Source organism: Rhizorhabdus sp. P4_G5, assembly GCF_056401065.1.
Genome location: NZ_JBFUKB010000005.1, coordinates 485,201 through 503,684, shown reverse-complemented (window position 1 = coordinate 503,684; position 18,484 = coordinate 485,201). Strand labels below are relative to the sequence as shown.

Below are 18,484 nucleotides of genomic sequence, written 5' to 3'. Positions count from 1 at the left end.
TCGCCGTACACATCCGGCGGCGAGCAATATAAAAATATCGCACATATCCTTTCACTTACCTGCAGCACTCACCATATCGGCTGCATCTTCAACAGATGAAAGGAGGTGATCGAATGTCTCATTGTCCAACGCCTTACGCGGCTCGCCTTGCGGGTTCGATCTGCTCCTCAGGAGTAAATTCGGCCTGACGGCGCATGGGTCACGGACCCGTGTGCGAGGTCCGCCACGGCCGAACGGAATGCCCGCTGGCCGGATGAGGCTGACAATGGAAGGGCCGCGTCAGAGATGGCGCGGCCCTTCGATATTCAGGATCAAAGGCCGATGACTGGATTGTCCTGAATGTTCGAACTGCCGACCAGTTAGCCTGTCGCCACTCTATTGGTTGCTGGCGCTCGTCCGGGCGCTGATGCTGACGCCCCGATGGTCATTTTTGGGCGGATGCCTCCGTCAATGGGTCGAACGCCGCATGCTCGTCGACCGGCCGCCGCCGTAAGCATGTCCCTTGCGTCGCTCACGCGCCCTGCGCGCAACCGCTCGTCCTGAAAGCCACATCGAGTGGTGAAGGCGCCTTGGCGATGCATTCGCCATAGGCACGATCGAGATAAAGACAGGCGAGGACATAATGCGCTTTGACGGCTGCGAAATGCGTGGCGGATTGCGCCAGCGCCAACTCCGCTTCGGCGCGGCGCAGATTATAGTCTGAATCGGTCATGTTAGATTTTCACCCTGGAATCGCTGTCAAAAACATTCATCTCGCCTGGATCGCATGCATTGATGTCGCCGGCGCGCCAGCCATTCCGTCACGCAGGAATGTCCTTATCGTACCCACCAGCGAGCGAACTTCGCCGAGGGCGGCAGATGCGGACATACGACGCGCGGACGCCGATCCGGTTCGATCAATCACCGCCTTCGCCAACCTGACGCGGCGCACACAATCCCTTGCTGATGAAGGACATAGCAGCATATGATTCGGACGAAATCACATGCATCAGCCCTATGGTCTCACAATGCGCCAGCCGGTGCCGGATCAGCGCCGCCTAGGTAAGGTGCAGGGACTCGGATACCCGGCCGGCCAGGCTGCGAGCCCAGCGACGAGCTCTGAAGCGCGACCCGGCGCGCTCCGGTTCCGCCTCATAATAGGCGGTCGAGAGCGAGACATGATGGATGGCATCGCCGTAGCGACGGCCGGCATGCGCCTCATAATCGACTCGGTTGATGACCGCGCCGGCAATTTGCCCACCGAATATCTCCATCGCCGCCATCGCCGCCTCGGGGCTTGTCCGGCCCCAGCGCAACACCAGCAGCGTCGCATCCGCCTGATCCGCGAGCGTCTTGGCGTCGCGTACCGGCAGGATGGGCGGGCCGTTGAGGATCACCAGCTCGAATCTGTCGCGCAGTTCGGAAATCAACTGGGGCAGCTGTGGCGACCCGATCAGCGCCCCGGGGTCGCGCGCGGTCTCGCCGACGCCGATCACCGCGAAATGACCCTCCTCTTCAACCGTGACAAGGTCGTCGACCAACGCGCGCTTTGCGAGGAAGGCAACGACGCCGGCGCTCTTCCCCTCGCTGTTGCCCTCGTTCATCGCCGGATCGGGCCGGCGAAGATCGAAATCGACGACAACCGCACGCCGGCCCAGCACGGCTGCGGCTGCGGCCAGGCTTACCGCCACGGTATTCTTGCCTTCCCCTTCGAGCGGCGAGGTGATCACGACCACGCGGCCGCGATTGGCCGGAATGCGGACTTCTAGCTCGATCAGCAGGTTGCGCATCGCTTCCGCGAAGCGAGAACGCGGCCGACCGGCCACGGCGGCGTGAACCTTGCCCTCCTCGGCGTTCAGCTCAGGCACCATCGCCAGGGTCGGGATGCCCAGCAGGCGGCGCACCTGTTCGCCGGTGCGCAACTTGGTGTCCATCGTATCGATGATGAAGGCCAGCAGAATGCCGATGGCGAGCGCAGCGAGAAGGGCAATGGCCAGCACGCGCTTGGGCATCGGATAGGCCGGCGCGTCGGGCATGGGAGCGCGCGAAACGCGCGATATGTCCGGATTATTGTCGGCCGGGGCGCCGAGTTTGGCATTCAGTTCGTTCAACAGCGCCGAATATTGCGCGTTCACGGCGCCGACATTTCGCTCGAGTGCCCTCAGCGGCACGGCCGCCTGCCCATCGCCGAACGACCTGTTTCTGAGACCGGATATCGCGGCTGCAACGGCCGCGGTCCTGGCCTGGCTGGCGGCCGCCTGTGCGCGAAGCTCAGCCTGGATCCGCGTGCTCTCCTGCCTTATCCTGGATCGCAGTGCCGTCAGTTCGGCCCCGGCCTGGATCAGTTGCGGATAGCCGGGGCCATAGAAGGTCGTCAGTTCGGCGACCTTTCGCGACAACATCGTTTCCTGTTGCAACAGATCAGTCAGCAGGGGAGATGTCGCGACCGGCGCGCCACCCGGCAGGACGGCCGCTGCCCTGCGCCCGTCGTTCGCGCTGTCCGACATCGCCTGGACGCGCAGCCCGGACAATTGGCTGACCTCGTTACTGGCCGTGCCTTCGGGCTGAGAACTCAACAGGCCGTGCTGGCGCCGATAGGCTGCAGCCGCGAGTTCGGCGCGCTCCAGATAGGAGCGGACCTCCGCAACACGCTTGGAGAGCGCCTTTATCTGCCGGCGCTGGCTGTCGTTCGCCTCGTCGATCTGATTATGTATGTAGGTTTCCACCAGGCGATTGGCGATCAGTGCGGCCTTCGCCGGATCCATCGACGAGGCCGTGATGGCGATGACATTCGAGCGTGCGATGCGCGCAACGCTGATATGGTCGATCAGGCGGTCGGTGATCGCCTCGCTGCGGGCGCGCTCGGCCATTTCCGCCAGGTCGCTCGAATCACGCGGTGCGGGAGCATCGGGCGTGAGAAATGCGAAGAGGCTATCGGTCCACGACCGGTCCTGCACCGGTGGAGAAAACTCCTTGTCGTCCGCTAGCCGGAGGGATTGGGCGGTCTGCTTCATCAGCGCGCGGGACTGCAGCAGTTCGACCTTTGTCTGGATCGCTGCGTCGTCGGTGGCCGTCGGCACCATGTTGGGCACCGAGGACGACAGGCCCTGGTCGGCGGGCAAGACCATCACGGTCGTGGTCGCCTTGAATGTCGGCGGCGTCGTCGCCAGGAACAGCAGCGCAGCAACAAAGGCGAGCGCGACCACCAGCAGAATCACGCCGATCCGGCGGCGAATGACGCGGAGCGCATCTGCCAGGCCGATATAGCCGGTTCGCGTTCCGGGCTGGCGGTGGATGGCGGATATCGTGAGATCCGGGTTGATGCGTCCCTGCTCCGGAATGCTCAGCGCATGTGCATTCGGCATGTGCGTACCCTCGCTACTGAAGCGGTCTGCCGGCCGCTCGACAATGTTCGGCCCGGGCTATTGGTGAAGGCAGGAGCTGCCATTGAGGAGCGCTGCGCTGACCACCGGCATGGATGTCGATGGAATGGCCTCGGGGACGTTCACAAGACCTCTGCTCATTCCCCAGATCGCAGCCTGGGTCCGGTTCATCACCCCGACCTTGCGGAGGATGGACTTTACGTGAACCTTGACCGTCGCTTCGGTGATCGTCAGCCGCCGCGATATGACCTTGTTCGGTTCACCGCGAATGAGCCCCTGCAATATCTCGAGCTCGCGATCCGAAAGATTGGCTTCACCGAGCGAAACCCTCATCTCGCCGGACATGTTTTCTGACTTGAGCAGCGCAAGGTCAAAGAGCACCTGCGAGGGGATCATCTTCTCCCCGAGGGCGACGAGCTTGAGCATCTCGCCCAAGCTCTCGCAGGACGTGTGCTTGCCGACATAGCCGTCGATACCAACCTGGAAGGCGTCTGCCACTCTCTGGCTCTGACAATTGGCTGCAAAGATGACGATCTTGCAGTCCGGCCAGTTCGCGTTGAGGAAGCGGCAGGTTTCGAGGCTTTCCTCCTCCGTCACCGCGTCGACGATCACGATCGGGACGATATCGGGCCGCATCATGAACGGCTCCAGGTCGAGGCTATGGTGATCGCGATGGACACCGATGATCTCGAAGGATTGTTCGATCAAGATACGGCGAAGACCTTCGCGCTCTATCTCGTTCTGGCTAACGATAGCGATGTGAAGCTGTTTGTACACAGAAGACCCCCATTGTTGAGTTGAAGTCCGTGATATTAGTGACAGGTCTCAGTTTCCTCCCTCTCCAGTCAGCGACTGTAGATATTCGGAACGTCCGAGTATTTATCGGCTCTTATGGATGAGGCAGTGCAGGCCACCTCGATCACGCATCAGATTTCTTACGAAAGCATCTGACCACTTGTATGTGTAACACGAACCAAGGTTACGGCAACGTCGATATCGGATAGCTCATTTTGTTCGCGCCATATCCAAAATAGGTAATATAAACAGTGTTATGGACCATAGACCAAACAACCTATGTTAGTTCTAAACAGGCTAGTCCGTACAACTGAAGCAGCACTATGATAGGTTAATTATTGGTCGATTTTTTCAAAGCTGATCGAACGTTTCGATCTCACGACAAACTTTCGGCGCAGGGAGCGGTCGTTTCTGTGCCAAGCGCTCTGAACGCTTGATGTGAACGGTACGCCAACCTAACCAAATGGGAGCAACGAAGTCTTTTTCTTCATTGTCAGCTACATAGGTGCAGGATTCAGCCGGCATTCCAAAAAATGATTGAACATGTTCGAATGCCCGCGGTGACGGTTTCCAATGTGACCGCCCCCAACGATCGGTGCAGACCGCAAGATCTACCTGACCAGTCGTGAGGCCCAGTGCCCGGAGCTTGCGCTTCTGCGCATCCAGAAAACCGTCGGTGATGATGGCGAACGCGGTTCGCGGAGGACGGCGTGCCAAAAACCGGGACACATCGGCCGCGAGTGCTATTTTGGGACGATGCTGGCGATAGACGCTGAGCATGCGCGAAATCAGTTCGGGCGCATGAAGTTCGCCTGCCTCCGCCAGCGCTTCGTCGAAGATGTGCCCGCGGGATCCAGCCCTGAACAACCGAAGCATGCGGTTTGAGAGGCCCGCAATCCCAAGCTGCTGCTCGGCCCATGAGCCGACCGCGCGGAGGCCGCTCTCCACATAGTCGCGCTCCAGGTACATGGTATCGTCGAGGTCGAAGACCATCACGGCGTCATAGCCGTCCGATCTTCGGCCTGAACGCATCAGACGAATACTGCGTCGTCGAACCGAAGCATTACCACGTCGGCCTGCCAATCATCGCTCATCGTACGAGGCAAGTTGAGCCGTTGCTCGATCAGCCAGCGGGTGAAGGTCGCACCGGCCCGGTGGGCCAGCGGATAGCCGCCGCCGAAGCGCGCATTGATCTCGAACATCGATGCCCTTCCGTCGTCGCTCATGATTGCCTGGAAGCACAGCGCGCCAAAGGGCCGGGCTTCGAGCGCCCTGGCAAGCTTCCTCGCCAGCTCGGACAACGCCGGTTCGCGCGTGGTCACGCCCTTCTCGACTTCCCCGGCACGAACCTTCAGCCGCTGATGCGGTACGGTGCACCGCAGCTCACCAAATTCGTCGAAGAAGAGATTCACGGTGAACTCGCGGCCATGCAGCATTTCCTGGACGATATAGGGTTCATCGCACTCCATATTCTCAACCGCGCGCCGATCATGGACGATGTGGATGCCGCGACTGGAGCTGCCATGGCGCGGCTTGGCGATCATCGGCCAGGTGCAGGGTCCATCGGTCGAAAGGAAGTCCTCGATGCTCTGCGTTTTCGGTGACGGGATATCGTTTTCAGCGAGGAATATCGCGGTCGCCAATTTGTCGCGGGCCATTTCCACCAGACTGGAGCTCCCGACCGCGACCTGCGTACCGATCATCGCGAAACTGTCGCGCGCCTTCGCGAAACACAGAAGTTCGGTGTCGATGGTCGGCACGACGAGCCCGATGGCATGCCGCTCGCAAAAGCCAAGCACCGTCCTTATGAAGCCCTCGCCTTCCGCCGGGGGCACCGCGAAGGCATAATCCGCCTCCATGCAGGCAGAACTCCACTCCGGCTGCAGGTCGCAGGCGAACACCTCGAGATCGATCCCAAGCGCGCCTGCGGACGACCGGAACGCGCGCAGCAATCCCACTCGGCGCCCGGCGGAGCTCAGCAACATGCGCAGCTTGGGCCGCTTGCCTCGGCCGATCCGTGGTTTGCGAGGAATGCCGGCTCCTACGAAAATATCTGATGTTACCGGGATGCCCATATCAACTGACCTCTCTGATGAGCATGAAGGCCTCCGCTGCCGAGCGCGTGACGGTGGAACCCCGCACGAGGCCCAACGCCCGCAGCGTCTCGAGCGAACGCTCGTCGGGAAAGGGGCGTAGCTGCGACGCGAAGCAGGCGAAGGCATCGAGCTTCGCCTCAAGGTGATCCGAGATGTCGATGAAGACGTTCGGCTGAAACGACTGCGACAGCATCGGCGCCGACCAGTTGGTTTCCGACACCGTTTCATAGGCAAGGATGCGCACCGGATAGTCGTTGCCCCGCGGCCTTGCCGCAACCATGGCTGCCTCGAACACCAGCCGGTGGTCGAAGTGCAGATCGCCCACGAAAGGAACGAAGAGCGTGTCGGGGCGAACGTCGGACACGACTTCGCCGATCGCACGGTTGAGATCCGCCAGCGGCATCTGGTCGAGGGCCGCGGCGGGAAGATCGAGGAAGCGAGTGCTCGAAACGCCCAGCAGGCTATGCGCCCGCTCCGCTTCGAGGCGCACATGGTCGGCCTGTGCGCTGTCGAAGTGCGGCGGCTGGCCGCGCGTGACGACCGCGACCGTCACGCTGCCCTCCCCGCTTGCGATCCTGGAAATGGTTCCACCGCAGCCGAGGATCTCGTCATCCGGATGCGGCGCCAGCACCAGCGCACGCGATATGCGCGATATCAGCGACATCCGCAGCCCCCCGCGCGCACGGCGAGCTTCGAATGCAGCGGCGGCGGCCCCGGCCGGCTCCATTGCCAGTCATGAACCAACAGGCCCCTCCCGTCACCACATCGTACGGTGAAGCCCTCGCTCCCTCGCTCCACGATCTGCCCCACCAAGCCGGCGCGATGCCCGGCCAGGCTGACGATCCGCGCGCGTTTGATGACGATGGGTTCATCGCGATATGTCGCTCGCGCGCCTGGGTAGGGATCGCCGCAGGCGCGAACCTGCCGCCAGGCCGCTTCGGCGCTGCCGCTCCAGTCTATCTCGCCGTCTTCCGGCCGGCGACGCGCCGCCCAGGTGGCAAGGCGCGGATCCTGCGGCGCAGGGGCGGCGGTGCCCTCGACCAGGTCCGCAAGGAGGCCCGGGAGTATCTCGGTGAGCGCCGTCATATGCTTGGCGTAGAGCGTGGCGGCGGTCTCGTCTGGTGCGACATGGAAGAAGCGTTGCGCGAGGATCGGCCCGCTATCGGTGCCGCCATCGATCATGAAGATCGTGCTCGCGGTGATCGGCTCGTCGAGGAGGATCGTCCACGGGATCACGCCACGGCCACGCAAACGAGGAAGCGGTGCCGGATGGAACCCGATCACCTGTCCAGGGGTCATCTCCATAAGCCGCTCGCCGCACAGCTGCGACCAACCGATGACGAAGAGATAATCGGGCGCCAGTGCCGCAATCCGTGAAATCGCGTCGTCGGAATTGGCATTCTCGACACAGATGAGCGGGCATCCGGCGCGTTCGGCAGTAGGAGCAAGATCGACAAAATCGGAATGGCGGCTTGCCAATTCGGGCGGCAGCGAAACGATTCCCGCAACATCCCAACCCGGAGCCTTGTGCAGGCACTCCGCCGCTATGCGGCTGCTCTCAACCGCCCCGATGATCACTGCGCGCATGCGCTTTTCCTATTGCTATAGAGTTCAGACGCTCGCCGAAGAAGACGACCGCCAATGTCCGCCCTAGGATCAGAAGGTCCAGCGCGGCCGATCTGTTGGCAACATACCAGTCATCGAGCGCGATCTTGTCCTGGTCGCTCAGCAATGTGTTGCCATTGACCTGCGCCCATCCGGTCAGGCCCGGTCGCACGGAGTTCCTCGGCGATCCTGTCCGCGCCGCCTCGGCAACCGTGGCCGCCAGCAGCGGCCGCGGCCCGACGAGGCTCATGTCCCCAACGAGGACGTTCCAAAGCTGGGGCAGTTCGTCGAGCCTCGTCGCACGCAGGAAACGCCCGCTCCTGGTGATGCGTTGCTCGTCGGGCAGCAACGCTCCCGCATCGTCGCGCGCTGCGTCCATCGTCCGGAATTTGAACAGCACGAAATTGCGGCCGTGCAGTCCGCCGCGGACCTGCAGGAAGAATAACGGACGCCCGTCCAATGCCATGATCGACGCTGCGACGATCCCCAACAGCGGCGCCAGGAAGCACAGGCCGAAGGCGGCGACAGCGATATCGCGGAGGCGGGCGACAGTCATGCGGCCAGGTGCGGCGCGCGGCCGCTCAACTTTGGCGGCAGCGGCACAGCACCGACCGGCGCGAACAACTGCATTGTCGACAGCAATATCTCGTTGACACGCTGCACGGAGAAGCGGCCGATTGCGGTGCGCCGTGCGCTGGCGCCCATTGTGGCGGCAAGGCCAGGCTGCCGCACGAACCGCATCATCGCGGCCTCCAGCAATTCGACATTGCGCGGCGCGACCAGCAGGCCATTGGAACCCTCGTCGATGGGCTCGCGGCAGCCGGGCATGTCGGTGGTGATGACCGGGCGTCCCATCGCCATGGCCTCGAGGATCGAGCGAGGCAGCCCCTCGCGATACCAGCTCGGCAGGACAAAGACGCTCGCCGCGGCAAGGCTCGGCCGCACATCCCGCACCTCGCCGAGATATTCGATCACGCCTTCCGCCGCCCACGCCTCGATCTGTGCCATCCCGATCCCGGCGGGATTGGGGTCCAGCGGACCCAGCAACCGGAAACGCACATGCGGGTGCCGCTTGCGGATGCGCCGTGCGGCTTCGACATATTCGGACAGGCCCTTGCTGCTCAGCAGGCGGCTGATCATCAGGAAGCGCGGCGGGCCAGGCTGTATCGGCACCGCGGTATAATATTGGAGATCCACGCCCGTCCCGGGCACCTGTACGACCAGCATGTCGGGCCGGATCATCTGGTGCCGCAGCATCTCGCCGCGATCGTCGGCATTGAAAACAAAAACGCCCTCGGCGCGCTTGAGCGCCACCCGGTACAATGCGGCGACCAGCCAGCGCAGCCAGCGCGCGCCGTTATCCGCAAAGGCGTGGCCCAGACCGCTGCACATCGCGAAGTAACGGATGCCACCGGCAATCCGGCTGGCGATGCCAGCATAGACGATTGGCTTCTGTGTGTAGGCCAGCACAAGATCGGGACGCTGTTTGCGGAACAAGCTGACGAGCCAGGCCAGCGTCCGGATGTCCGCGAGGGGATTCAGGCCGGCACGCGCCATCGGCATCACCCGAAAGCCTATACCCATTGCGGCCAACTGCGCCGCAACCACACGATCGTCGTCCGGGGCGCAGGCCAATACCTCGTGACCGTTGGCGACCATATCCTTGAGCAGGCGGCCTCGGAAATTGACAAGCGAGAAAGCGAGGCTCGCCACCACGATGATCTTCATGGGACATCGGCTCCTGCGGCCGGACCGCGCACCGCCGGCGCAGGCCAGGATGGCCGGGCATACTTCCGGAATAGGGCGGTGTAATCCCCGACGACGGCCGGCAGCGCGAAATGGCGGTCGACCCGATCCTGCGCAGCCCGACCGAGTGCGCGCCGCCCGTCCTCGCCCAGCTCCGCCAGTTCGATCAGTGCGGCGGCCAGAGCTGGGGCATCGCATGGCGGAACGACGACACCGGTCGAGCCGATTACCCAGCCCGTATCGCCGACGTCGGTGCCCACGCAGGGGACGCCGCAAGCCATCGCTTCACCCACGATGTTCGGAAAGCCTTCTCCCCATGCCGAGGGCAGCGCCAGGATATCGAGGCCGGCGAGCCAGGCGGATACGTCGCTGCGGTGCTCCGCAAGCGTCCAGCTCGCCGGCGGCAGCGTCGCCAGGATCCGCTCCGCAGCCGGCGATGGCTGGTCCATCGCATCCCCCACCACCAGCAGGTGAGCGTCGTTGCGCACCCGCCGGACTTCGGCGAAGGCGGCGAGAAGATTGGGCACGTCCTTCATGGGGTGGTTGCGCGCGACGGTGCCGATCACAAGCGCATCCCCCGGCACCCGCAACCGCAAGCGAAGGGCTGCCCTGCCTTCGGCCCGGGCTGCGAAACCGCTCCTGTCGAAGCCGTTCGGGATTACCATGGCGCGACGCGCGCAATATCCGAACGCGGTATATTGCCGTGATGCAACGCGCGAATTGTAGATGATCGCGGCAGGCCTGCGCGACAACCAGGCGCCCAGTCTCAGCAGTGCGCGGGTCATCGGCTTTTCTTCGCGATAGCCGCTGAGAGAGTGCCGGACGTTCCACAGCATCGGCACCTTCGATACCGTTGCAGCCAAGGTGGCGGCGATCTGGCCGTGATGCATCCAGCCGATGATCAGGTCCGGCGCTATACTTTCGGTGAACTTCACAAGGCGCATGGCCGCGGCGAGCGTCGGCACGCCACCGCGCATGCCAAGGCTGTGGATCGGCGTTCCCGTGAGAGCGATCCGTCGGCCGACCTGTCCTGGCGCCATCAAGGAGATGACCTCTGGAAGGATGTCGGGCGACTGAACGCGATGCTCAAGCAGGCGGGCAAGCATAGTCTCGGCACCCCCCACATTGAGGCCAGTGATGATATGGAGAACTTTCATCTTATAGTTGTCGTGTTCGATTGCGCATGATCAGCAATCCCCCGCCGATGCATCTGACGAGTGCGAGACTAGCCAAAAGCGCCGCGCTATTCAGATCGATTCTGGTGACTATCCCAACGATCCCCCGTGCCAATTGGCAGGGTTGGGGAGCACTCCATTTGAGCTGAAAATATCCTCCACGCAGCTACCGCCCCTCCCAATGGAAGCCGCGCTACCCCTCCGCGATTCCTCCCGATGCTCGCCTTCCCGCCCCGCGCTGCAGGGCTATCGTTAGCGAACAGGCAAGGGGTGCCTAGTTCGCGTCCGCATCGGAGATAGCGAGACAGTTCGTCGCCACATCAAACGGGGGAAGACTCCGATGACGACCATGGTTGTTCCCGCAGTACAGCGCAGGAAATGGCGCAAGCTAACCTTCATGCTATACGATGCGAGCGCGATCTGCGCGGCGCTTGGCGTGGCGTTCATGCTGCGGATGAATGGCCACATCCCACCGGCCATGCTGCACGGAATGACGATCAACCTACCAGTCTTCCTGGTTAGCGGACTGGTCGTCTTCCATCTGTGCGGCGTTTATGACCGGATGTGGCGGCTCGGATCGCTGAACGATCTTGTCGCGCTCGCCGAGGCCGCCACGATCTCGATCATCATCCCGGTGTTTGCGCTGGTGATTACGTCAAGGGCGGGCTGGCTGCCCTCTTCGGTACCGATCATCCAATGGCTCGTGCTGATGCCGATCCTGGCCGGCGGCAGACTCTGGCGCAGGATCTTCAGCGAGCGGTTGCGCGACTACGGCTTCTCGCTCGGCGCGCGCGAAGACGTCCATGCACCGAAAAAGCCGGCACGTACCCTGATTGCGGGACTGCCTGAGCATGTCGAGATCGTCCTGCGACAGCTGGAGTCGGCCCCCGACCGCGAGCATGTTGCGGTTGGAATACTCGACGCGGGCAACCAGGATATCGCGATGAAGCTGCGCCGCGTGCCCATCCTGGGCGGCATCGAGGCGATCGAGCATGTCGTCGGCAAGCTTGCCGCGCAGAACCAGCGGCCAACCTGCCTGATCATCGCGGAAGGGCCGAAGCCGCTCCAGGGTTCGAGCAAGTTGAAACTGGTGACGGCCGCGGAAACGCTCGGCCTGTCCGTGCTGCGGGCGCCGCCGCCCACCGCGATCGGCAAGTCGCTCGACCTTGAGGTGGTCAACCTCGCCGACCTGCTGGATCGGCCGCAGGCGGCGCTCGACGAAGCCGTGGTGTCCCGGCTGCTGGTCGGCAGCCGGGTGCTGGTGACCGGTGCCGGCGGCACCATCGGCCAGGAACTGGTGCGGCAGATCGCCGCGATCGGCCCGGCCGAACTGATCCTGATCGATGCGGGCGAGTTCAACCTTTATTCGATCGAGCTCGAACTTCGGGAGCATTTCCCGAACGTGCGCTGTGTGGCCACGCTGTGCTCGATCCGGCAGCGGCAGCATGTCATGGCGGCGTTTGCGCGGCACCGGCCCGAGTTCGTGTTCCATGCCGCCGCCCTCAAGCATGTGCCGCTGGTGGAAACCAACATCTGCTCGGGCATCCAGACCAATGTGCTCGGCACCCGCAACGTCGCCGATGCGGCCCACCGCTACGGCGCGCGAGCCATGGTGCAGGTGTCTACGGACAAGGCGGTCAATCCGGTCGGGGTGATGGGCGCCACCAAGCGCCTTGGCGAACTTTATTGCCAGGCCTTGGACCTCGAGGGCGCCGGCTCGCCTTCGGCACCGCGGTTCATGACGGTTCGGTTCGGCAATGTGCTCGGTTCGAGCGGATCGCTGATCCCGCTGTTCCAGCGTCAGCTCAAACGGCGCGTGCCGCTCACCGTCACCCATGTCGACATCACCCGTTATTTCATGACGGTCCACGAAGCGGTGCAGTTGATCCTGCACAGCACGGCCTGTGCGATGGAGCATGACGTCCAGCGCGGGCGGATCGTCGTCCTCGACATGGGCGAACCGGTGAAGATCATCGACATCGCCCGCCGCATGATCCGCCTGTCGGGACTGGAACCCGACCGCGACGTACCCATCGACATCGTTGGACTGCGGCCCGGTGAAAAGCTTTACGAGGAGCTGTTCGACGAGCGCGAGGAGCGCCTGCCGTCGAAGCTTCCCGGGGTGTTCGAGGCGGCGCCGACGCCGGTTGCCATGCACACGCTGCGGCGGGGCATCAACGACCTCGCCGAAGCGGTTCGCAACCACAATGAGGACAAGGCCAGGGCGCTGCTTTTCCGGCTGCTCGATCCCGCCCGCGCCGACGCTCCCTGCGTCACCCACAAGCTGAGCATGAACGTCGCCGCGACGCGATCATGGCCTGGCGAGACCACCGACTCCCAGCAGGTGTAAGGATAGCAATGAGGACTTCTCCCATCATGCGCATGCCGCAAGATTTGCTCCACGCCACCGAAGAGGCACCCCGGATCGTGTCGCATTGGCCGGTTTACGCCGAAGACGAGATTGCCGCCGTCACCGAGGTCCTGCGCACCGGTCGGGTGAATTCGCTCCACCATGGTGAACGCTGCGCGCGGCTGGAGCAGCAGTTCGCTGCGATGTGCGGCCTTCCCCACGGTGTCGCCATCGCGAACGGGACCTTGGCGCTGGAGGTCGCGCTGCGCGCATTGGGGGTCGGTCCCGGCGACGAAGTCATCGTTCCCGCGCGCAGTTTCGTGGCTTCGGCGAGTTGCGTCGTGGCGTGCGGCGCCAAGCCGATATTCGCCGACATCGATCCCGTGACGCAGGGCCTCAACGCCAATCTCGTAGCCGCCCGGCTCACCCCGCGCACGCGGGCGATCATCGTCGTGCATCTGGGCGGATACCCTTCCGACGTTGCCGAGATCGCCGTGCTGGCCAATCATTATGGCATCAAGCTGATCGAGGATTGCGCGCAAGCGCATGGCGCAACCCTCCATGGCCGGCCGGTCGGCGGTTTTGGCGATGCAGCCGCATTTTCCTTCTGCACCGACAAGATCATGTCGACCGGCGGCGAAGGTGGCATGATGGTCTTCCGCGACGAGGCGGTGGCGCTGCGCGCCTGGTCGATCAAGGACCATGGCAAAGATCGGACCACCACCCACACCCCCAATGCCGCGCGGGGCTTCCGCTGGCTGCACACCGGCTTCGGCAGCAATTACCGCCTCACCGAGGTGCAGGCCGCGATCGGCTTGGTGCAGCTGACGAAGCTGGACGGGTGGATAGCGATCCGCCGGCGCAACGCGGCGGCACTGATCGAGGAACTCAGGGGCTGCCGCGGACTTCGCCTTGTAGAGCCGACCAGCGGGATCGGGCACGCCTATTACAAATTCTACGCGTTCGTCCGGCCGGAAGAGCTGCGTTCCGGCTGGCACCGCAATCGCATCGTCGAAGAAGCCTGGACGAGCGGCATACCCTGCCAGACGGGCATCTGCCCCGAAATCTACCGCGAGCGGGCGTTCACGGCGGCCGGCCTCGGCCCGTCGCAATCGCTGCCGGTGGCGCATGAACTCGGCAAGACCAGCATCATGCTCCCGGTCGACCCGACACTGAGCGAAGCCAGCTGCACCGCCATGGGGCGGGTGCTGCGCTCGGTCCTGGATGAGGCGAGTCTTTGAGCATGGCCGCAGACCGCCTCCCCTCCTTCCTCGTCATCGGGGCGGTCAAGGCCGCGACGACGTGGATTTCCCATCAGCTTCGGCATCATCCGCGCCTGTGGCTGCCCAATGCCGAGCCGCACTTCTTCAGCGCCGAATATGATCGGGGCCTCGACTGGTATCGCTCGCTGTTCGCTGAGGCGCCTGCCGATCGGATAGTTGGTGAGAAATCCGCCGACTATCTCGCCCATCCCGATGCCGCAGCGCGGATCGCAGCGGCCCTTCCCGGCGTACCGCTGATCATCCAGCTGCGCGACCCGGTGGAGCGGGCCTATTCGGACTATTGCATGTGGTATCGCCGCGGACTGGTCGGCGAGGATCCGCGCCATTACCTCGACAGCAGGCGCACGACCCAGGCGCGCTTCCTCGAAGGGGGGCTTTATGCGCGCCACATCCATAGGTTGTTGACACATATCCCGATCGAACGGGTCAAGATATTCCTCTACGACGATGTCGTGGCGACGCCCGACGCGGTGATCACCGAGACGTGCGAGCATATCGGCGTCGAGCCCCACATCTCGCCACCCGCCATGGAAGATCGCCGCAACGACAGTCACGCCCCGATGCTGCCCCTGTCGATCCGGCGCCTGCTGCGCCCGGCCCGGCCGCTGCTGGATCCGCTGCGGTCCAATCCCATGCTGTCGCGCATTCGGGCAGCGGTCGCCCGCCCGGTCCGCTATCCGGCGCTGACGAGCGAACTGCGATCGATGCTCGAGGACTATTATCGCGAGGATGTTCGCGAACTCGGCCGGTTATTGGGCCGGAATCTCGCAAACTGGCCCTGCGCGTCGCCGACCAGCGAGCAGGTCCACGGATGATGATGCACCCAACATGTCTTCGTGAGGGAGTTAGAAGATGACCCGACGCACGAAATTGATCGCCAGCCTGGCGACATCGCTCCTCCTTGCGAGCTGTTCGAGTTCCGACGGAGGGCTTCCGAGGCTGGAGCTCGCGGCGCCCGAGGCCTATCGGCTAGGTCCGGGCGACGAATTGCGGGTCAGCGTCTTCGGGCTCGACGCGATGGCGAACAGCTACGCGGTCGACGACACCGGCGCGATCGCGTTGCCGATCATCGGTGCCGTGCCGGTCGCCGGGAAAACCCTGCGCGAGGCTGAAGCGCTGATCGCGGACAAGGTCCTCGCACGCAATCTGGTGATCGATCCGCGGGTCACCGCCCAGGTCCAGACCTACAGGCCCTTCTTCATCGCCGGTGAAGTACAACGTCCGGGCCAATATCCTTATGTCCCCGGCATGTCGCTGATGACCGCGGTGTCGATCGCGGGCGGCTATACTTTCCGTGCGGATACCAAGCAGGCAACCGTTACCCGCACCGCGCGGCGGGGTGTCGCCACCCAGGACACGCCGATCCTCCCGGGGGATGCGATCATCGTCAAGGAAGGCTGGTTCTAATTGGCGGATCAGGCCACGCCTTGCCAGCGGCGCTCCACGCGCGCGATGCGGCACCTGCTGCTCGCGAGCGTGCTCGGTGTTGGCATACCTTCCGTCGCCGCCAGCGCGGACCGCGACCCGTCTGTCGCCAGCCTGCCACGCTCCGGCTATGAACCGAGAACGATCATCATCGGATCCGTCGTTGTCCGGCCGACCCTCGACCTGTACGCGACCTATGACGACAACATCTACGCGACGCGGAGGGCCAAGGTCGACGACAAGATCGTATCGATCAGCCCGCGGGTCGAGATCCAGCGACAGGGAGCCGCGCTTGATCTCACCGCCGATGCCCATGGCGACATCATCCGCTACATCGACAACAGCCGGGAAAATGTGAACCTGTTCGGCGGCAGCGTCGCCTCGAAGACGAACCTGACCCGGCGACAAACTCTGTCAGCCAGCCTCAGGTTCGACCGTGGCTTCGAACGCCGCAGCGATCCGGAGGCCACGACGGATCGCTCCCGGCCGCCGGCATTGACGAACATCACGTCCGGAGAGATCGGCTACCGCGTACAGGGCGGCAGGTTCGGTGCGGCCGTCGACCTGCAGGCGACCAAGATCGATTATCTGCCCCTGCGGGACGCCGATCGCGACCTGCTGACCTATCGGGTCGCAGCGCGTGGCCTTGTCAAGGTGACCCACCGCATTTCGGTATTTGCCGAGTCCTATGTGAATCACCGCGATGCGCGGCTTCGCGTCGACCGCAGCGGCGTCAACCGCGACGCCACCACTACCGGCATATTGACCGGCGTATCGTTCGACCTTGCCGACAAGTTGCAGGGCGATGCCGGCATCGGGGTCTTCAAGTCCAATCCAAAGTCGCCGGTGCTGCGTTCGTTTCATGGCGTCGGCGCCAATGCGCGCCTCGTCTGGCGTCCTCAGCGGCGAACGTCGGTGTCCATCGACGGCTTCCGCGGCGATGTCGCCACCATTCGCGCCGGTGCGGTCGGTCGGGTGGATACGCGCTTCACGCTGACGGTCGAGCAGGAGGTTCGCCACAATCTGCTGCTGCACGCCTCGGCAGGCCTGCGCGACGTCCACTATCGCGGTTCGATCGGCCAGGACCAACGCTATAAGAGCGGCGAGCTGGAACTACGCTACCTGCTGGACCGCCACTTCGCCTTGTCGCTGGGCACGACCCACTCGCGGCGATCGGCAGACGATCCAGACGAGCGATTTGCCCGCTGGCGTACTACACTCGGCCTGCACATGGTCTATTGAGAGAGCACCATTGAAATCCTTCATTTCCGTTGCTGTCGCGATGATGGGCGCTGTGCTGGTCGCGTGCGGTCCGGCGACGCCGGCGTCCCCTCCCTTCGCCGTCGTCACGACGCCCCTGAAGGATTCTTTTCCGGGAGCCGAAGGCTATGGCCGGATCAGCGTTGGCGGGCGAGGAGGCCGCGTCGTCGCGGTCACGACGCTCGACGATTCCGGGCCCGGTTCGCTGCGCGCCTGCATCGACATGACGGGGCCCAGGATCTGCGTTTTCAGGGTTGCCGGGGTGATTCGCTTCACCACCGAACGCCCCATCATCCACAACCCTTACATCACGATCGCCGGTCAGACCGCGCCAGGCGGCGGCATCATCCTCACCCATGGCGGCGGACGCGACGGATACACGCCGCTGGTGATAAAGAGCACGCACGATGTCATCGTGCAGCATATCCGGGTCCGGCCCGATCTTCGCGGCGAGAAGCGCGAAGCGAACAGCGCGATCATCATCGAGGGAAGCCGCCGCGTAATGATCGATCATGTCAGCACCTCCTGGTCGCTCGATGAGAATATCGGCGGCTATGCCGCGAATGACGAGGTGACGATATCCAACTCGATCTTCGCCGAGGGCATTCCTCGGCATGACAAATGCGCCTTGCTGGCCAGCGATCCGGTCGGTCCCCAGAAGCTCAGTTTCATTCGCAACCTTTGCGCGCATAATGGCGACCGCAATCCCGACATCAACTTCCCGCCCGGTTCGTGCGTGGAGGTCGTCAACAACGTCCTGTACAATGGCATGTTCGAGTTTGCGGAGATATGGGAAAGCTATGGCGGCACCCCGGTCACCATCGTCGGAAACTACTTCCGTGCCGGCCCGGACACAGTGGCGGGCCAGGCCCATGGCCTCGTCTCCCAGTCGGTCGGCTCGAAGGGTGCTGCGCAGCTCTACGAGGAGGGGAATCTCTTCGACGGGCTCGCCAAGGAAAATCAGCGGATCGCCTCGGTTCGTATATCGAACCCGCCCTGCCCGCTGACGGTCAAGCCCAGCAGCGCGCAACAAGCCTATGCCACAGTCCTCGCCGGGTCCGGTGCGATGCCCCGCGACAGCCTGGACCGCCGCATCATCGCCGATGTCGTCGCTCGCACCGGACATATTGTCAAAGCCGCCGGCCAGTTGCCCGAACTCGATCCGGGCGTACCTTATCCCGATGCGGATGGAGACGGCATGGCCGATGACTGGGAAAACGCCCACGGACTCAATCCGCATCGGTTCGATGCCTGGGGCGACAGGAACGGCGATGGCTGGACCAATCTCGACGAATTCCTCGATGCCCGCAGCACGGCGCTGATCGCGCAGCGCTGAGCCAGCAGGGACCGGGTCATACTCCGCCAGAATCCAGCAGGCTGATGGCGT

At 63.6% G+C, this 18,484-nt stretch carries 16 protein-coding genes; 6 read left to right on the top strand and 10 right to left on the bottom strand.

Annotated features, from left to right (window positions below):
* Positions 1–511: 511 nt before the first annotated feature.
* The 10 genes from AC1DQK_RS12220 to AC1DQK_RS12175 all read right to left on the bottom strand — a co-directional run bounded on the left by AC1DQK_RS12220 (position 512) and on the right by AC1DQK_RS12175 (position 10,761).
* Positions 512–712: a hypothetical protein gene (locus tag AC1DQK_RS12220; RefSeq protein ID WP_477870788.1), complete on the bottom strand. Its 201-nt coding sequence runs from the start codon at positions 710–712 to the stop codon at positions 512–514.
* Positions 713–1,037: 325 nt separating this feature from the next.
* Entirely contained in the window at positions 1,038–3,344 is a 2,307-nt protein-coding gene (locus AC1DQK_RS12215) for a GumC family protein (RefSeq protein ID WP_477870786.1), read from the bottom strand.
* Positions 3,345–3,401: 57 nt separating this feature from the next.
* Complete coding sequence (locus AC1DQK_RS12210) at positions 3,402–4,070, bottom strand: LuxR C-terminal-related transcriptional regulator (protein WP_477870784.1); 669 nt, start codon at positions 4,068–4,070, stop codon at positions 3,402–3,404.
* 438 nt (positions 4,071–4,508) lie between these two features.
* Positions 4,509–5,150 (bottom strand): HAD family hydrolase, encoded by a 642-nt coding sequence (locus AC1DQK_RS12205; protein ID WP_477870782.1) that lies wholly within the window; start codon positions 5,148–5,150, stop codon positions 4,509–4,511.
* Positions 5,151–5,188: 38 nt separating this feature from the next.
* Positions 5,189–6,142, bottom strand: coding sequence for an ATP-grasp domain-containing protein (locus AC1DQK_RS12200; RefSeq protein ID WP_477870780.1), 954 nt, complete (start codon positions 6,140–6,142; stop codon positions 5,189–5,191).
* Positions 6,143–6,233: 91 nt separating this feature from the next.
* On the bottom strand, positions 6,234–6,917 hold the full coding sequence (locus AC1DQK_RS12195; RefSeq protein WP_477870778.1) for a PIG-L deacetylase family protein: 684 nt from the start codon (positions 6,915–6,917) through the stop codon (positions 6,234–6,236).
* Complete coding sequence (locus AC1DQK_RS12190) at positions 6,908–7,840, bottom strand: methionyl-tRNA formyltransferase (RefSeq protein ID WP_477870777.1); 933 nt, start codon at positions 7,838–7,840, stop codon at positions 6,908–6,910. Before AC1DQK_RS12190 ends, AC1DQK_RS12195 begins: the two co-directional genes overlap by 10 nt.
* Entirely contained in the window at positions 7,812–8,414 is a 603-nt protein-coding gene (locus tag AC1DQK_RS12185) for a sugar transferase (RefSeq protein WP_477870775.1), read from the bottom strand. The genes AC1DQK_RS12190 and AC1DQK_RS12185 overlap by 29 nt, the downstream gene beginning before the upstream one ends.
* Positions 8,411–9,586, bottom strand: coding sequence for a glycosyltransferase family 4 protein (locus tag AC1DQK_RS12180; protein ID WP_477870773.1), 1,176 nt, complete (start codon positions 9,584–9,586; stop codon positions 8,411–8,413). The genes AC1DQK_RS12185 and AC1DQK_RS12180 overlap by 4 nt, the downstream gene beginning before the upstream one ends.
* On the bottom strand, positions 9,583–10,761 hold the full coding sequence (locus AC1DQK_RS12175) for a glycosyltransferase (RefSeq protein WP_477870771.1): 1,179 nt from the start codon (positions 10,759–10,761) through the stop codon (positions 9,583–9,585). Before AC1DQK_RS12175 ends, AC1DQK_RS12180 begins: the two co-directional genes overlap by 4 nt.
* Positions 10,762–11,119: 358 nt before the next feature.
* Here AC1DQK_RS12175 and AC1DQK_RS12170 point away from each other — a divergent pair, with 358 nt between their 5' ends.
* The 6 genes from AC1DQK_RS12170 to AC1DQK_RS12145 are packed head-to-tail and all read left to right on the top strand — an operon-like array spanning position 11,120 to position 18,433.
* On the top strand, positions 11,120–13,129 hold the full coding sequence (locus AC1DQK_RS12170; RefSeq protein ID WP_477870769.1) for a polysaccharide biosynthesis protein: 2,010 nt from the start codon (positions 11,120–11,122) through the stop codon (positions 13,127–13,129).
* A gap of 32 nt (positions 13,130–13,161) precedes the next feature.
* A complete protein-coding gene (locus tag AC1DQK_RS12165) occupies positions 13,162–14,370 on the top strand; it encodes a DegT/DnrJ/EryC1/StrS family aminotransferase (protein WP_477870767.1) in 1,209 nt (402 codons plus the stop codon).
* Between the two features lie 2 nt (positions 14,371–14,372).
* Positions 14,373–15,227 carry a sulfotransferase gene (locus AC1DQK_RS12160; protein WP_477870765.1) on the top strand — a complete coding sequence of 285 codons (855 nt, stop codon included), beginning with the start codon at positions 14,373–14,375 and terminating at the stop codon, positions 15,225–15,227.
* A gap of 37 nt (positions 15,228–15,264) precedes the next feature.
* Positions 15,265–15,819, top strand: coding sequence for a polysaccharide biosynthesis/export family protein (locus AC1DQK_RS12155; protein WP_477870763.1), 555 nt, complete (start codon positions 15,265–15,267; stop codon positions 15,817–15,819).
* Complete coding sequence (locus AC1DQK_RS12150; protein ID WP_477870761.1) at positions 15,820–17,079, top strand: outer membrane beta-barrel protein; 1,260 nt, start codon at positions 15,820–15,822, stop codon at positions 17,077–17,079.
* Positions 17,080–17,119: 40 nt separating this feature from the next.
* Positions 17,120–18,433, top strand: a complete 1,314-nt coding sequence (locus AC1DQK_RS12145) for a pectate lyase family protein (RefSeq protein WP_477870759.1) — start codon at positions 17,120–17,122, stop codon at positions 18,431–18,433.
* The last annotated feature ends 51 nt before the right edge of the window (positions 18,434–18,484 follow it).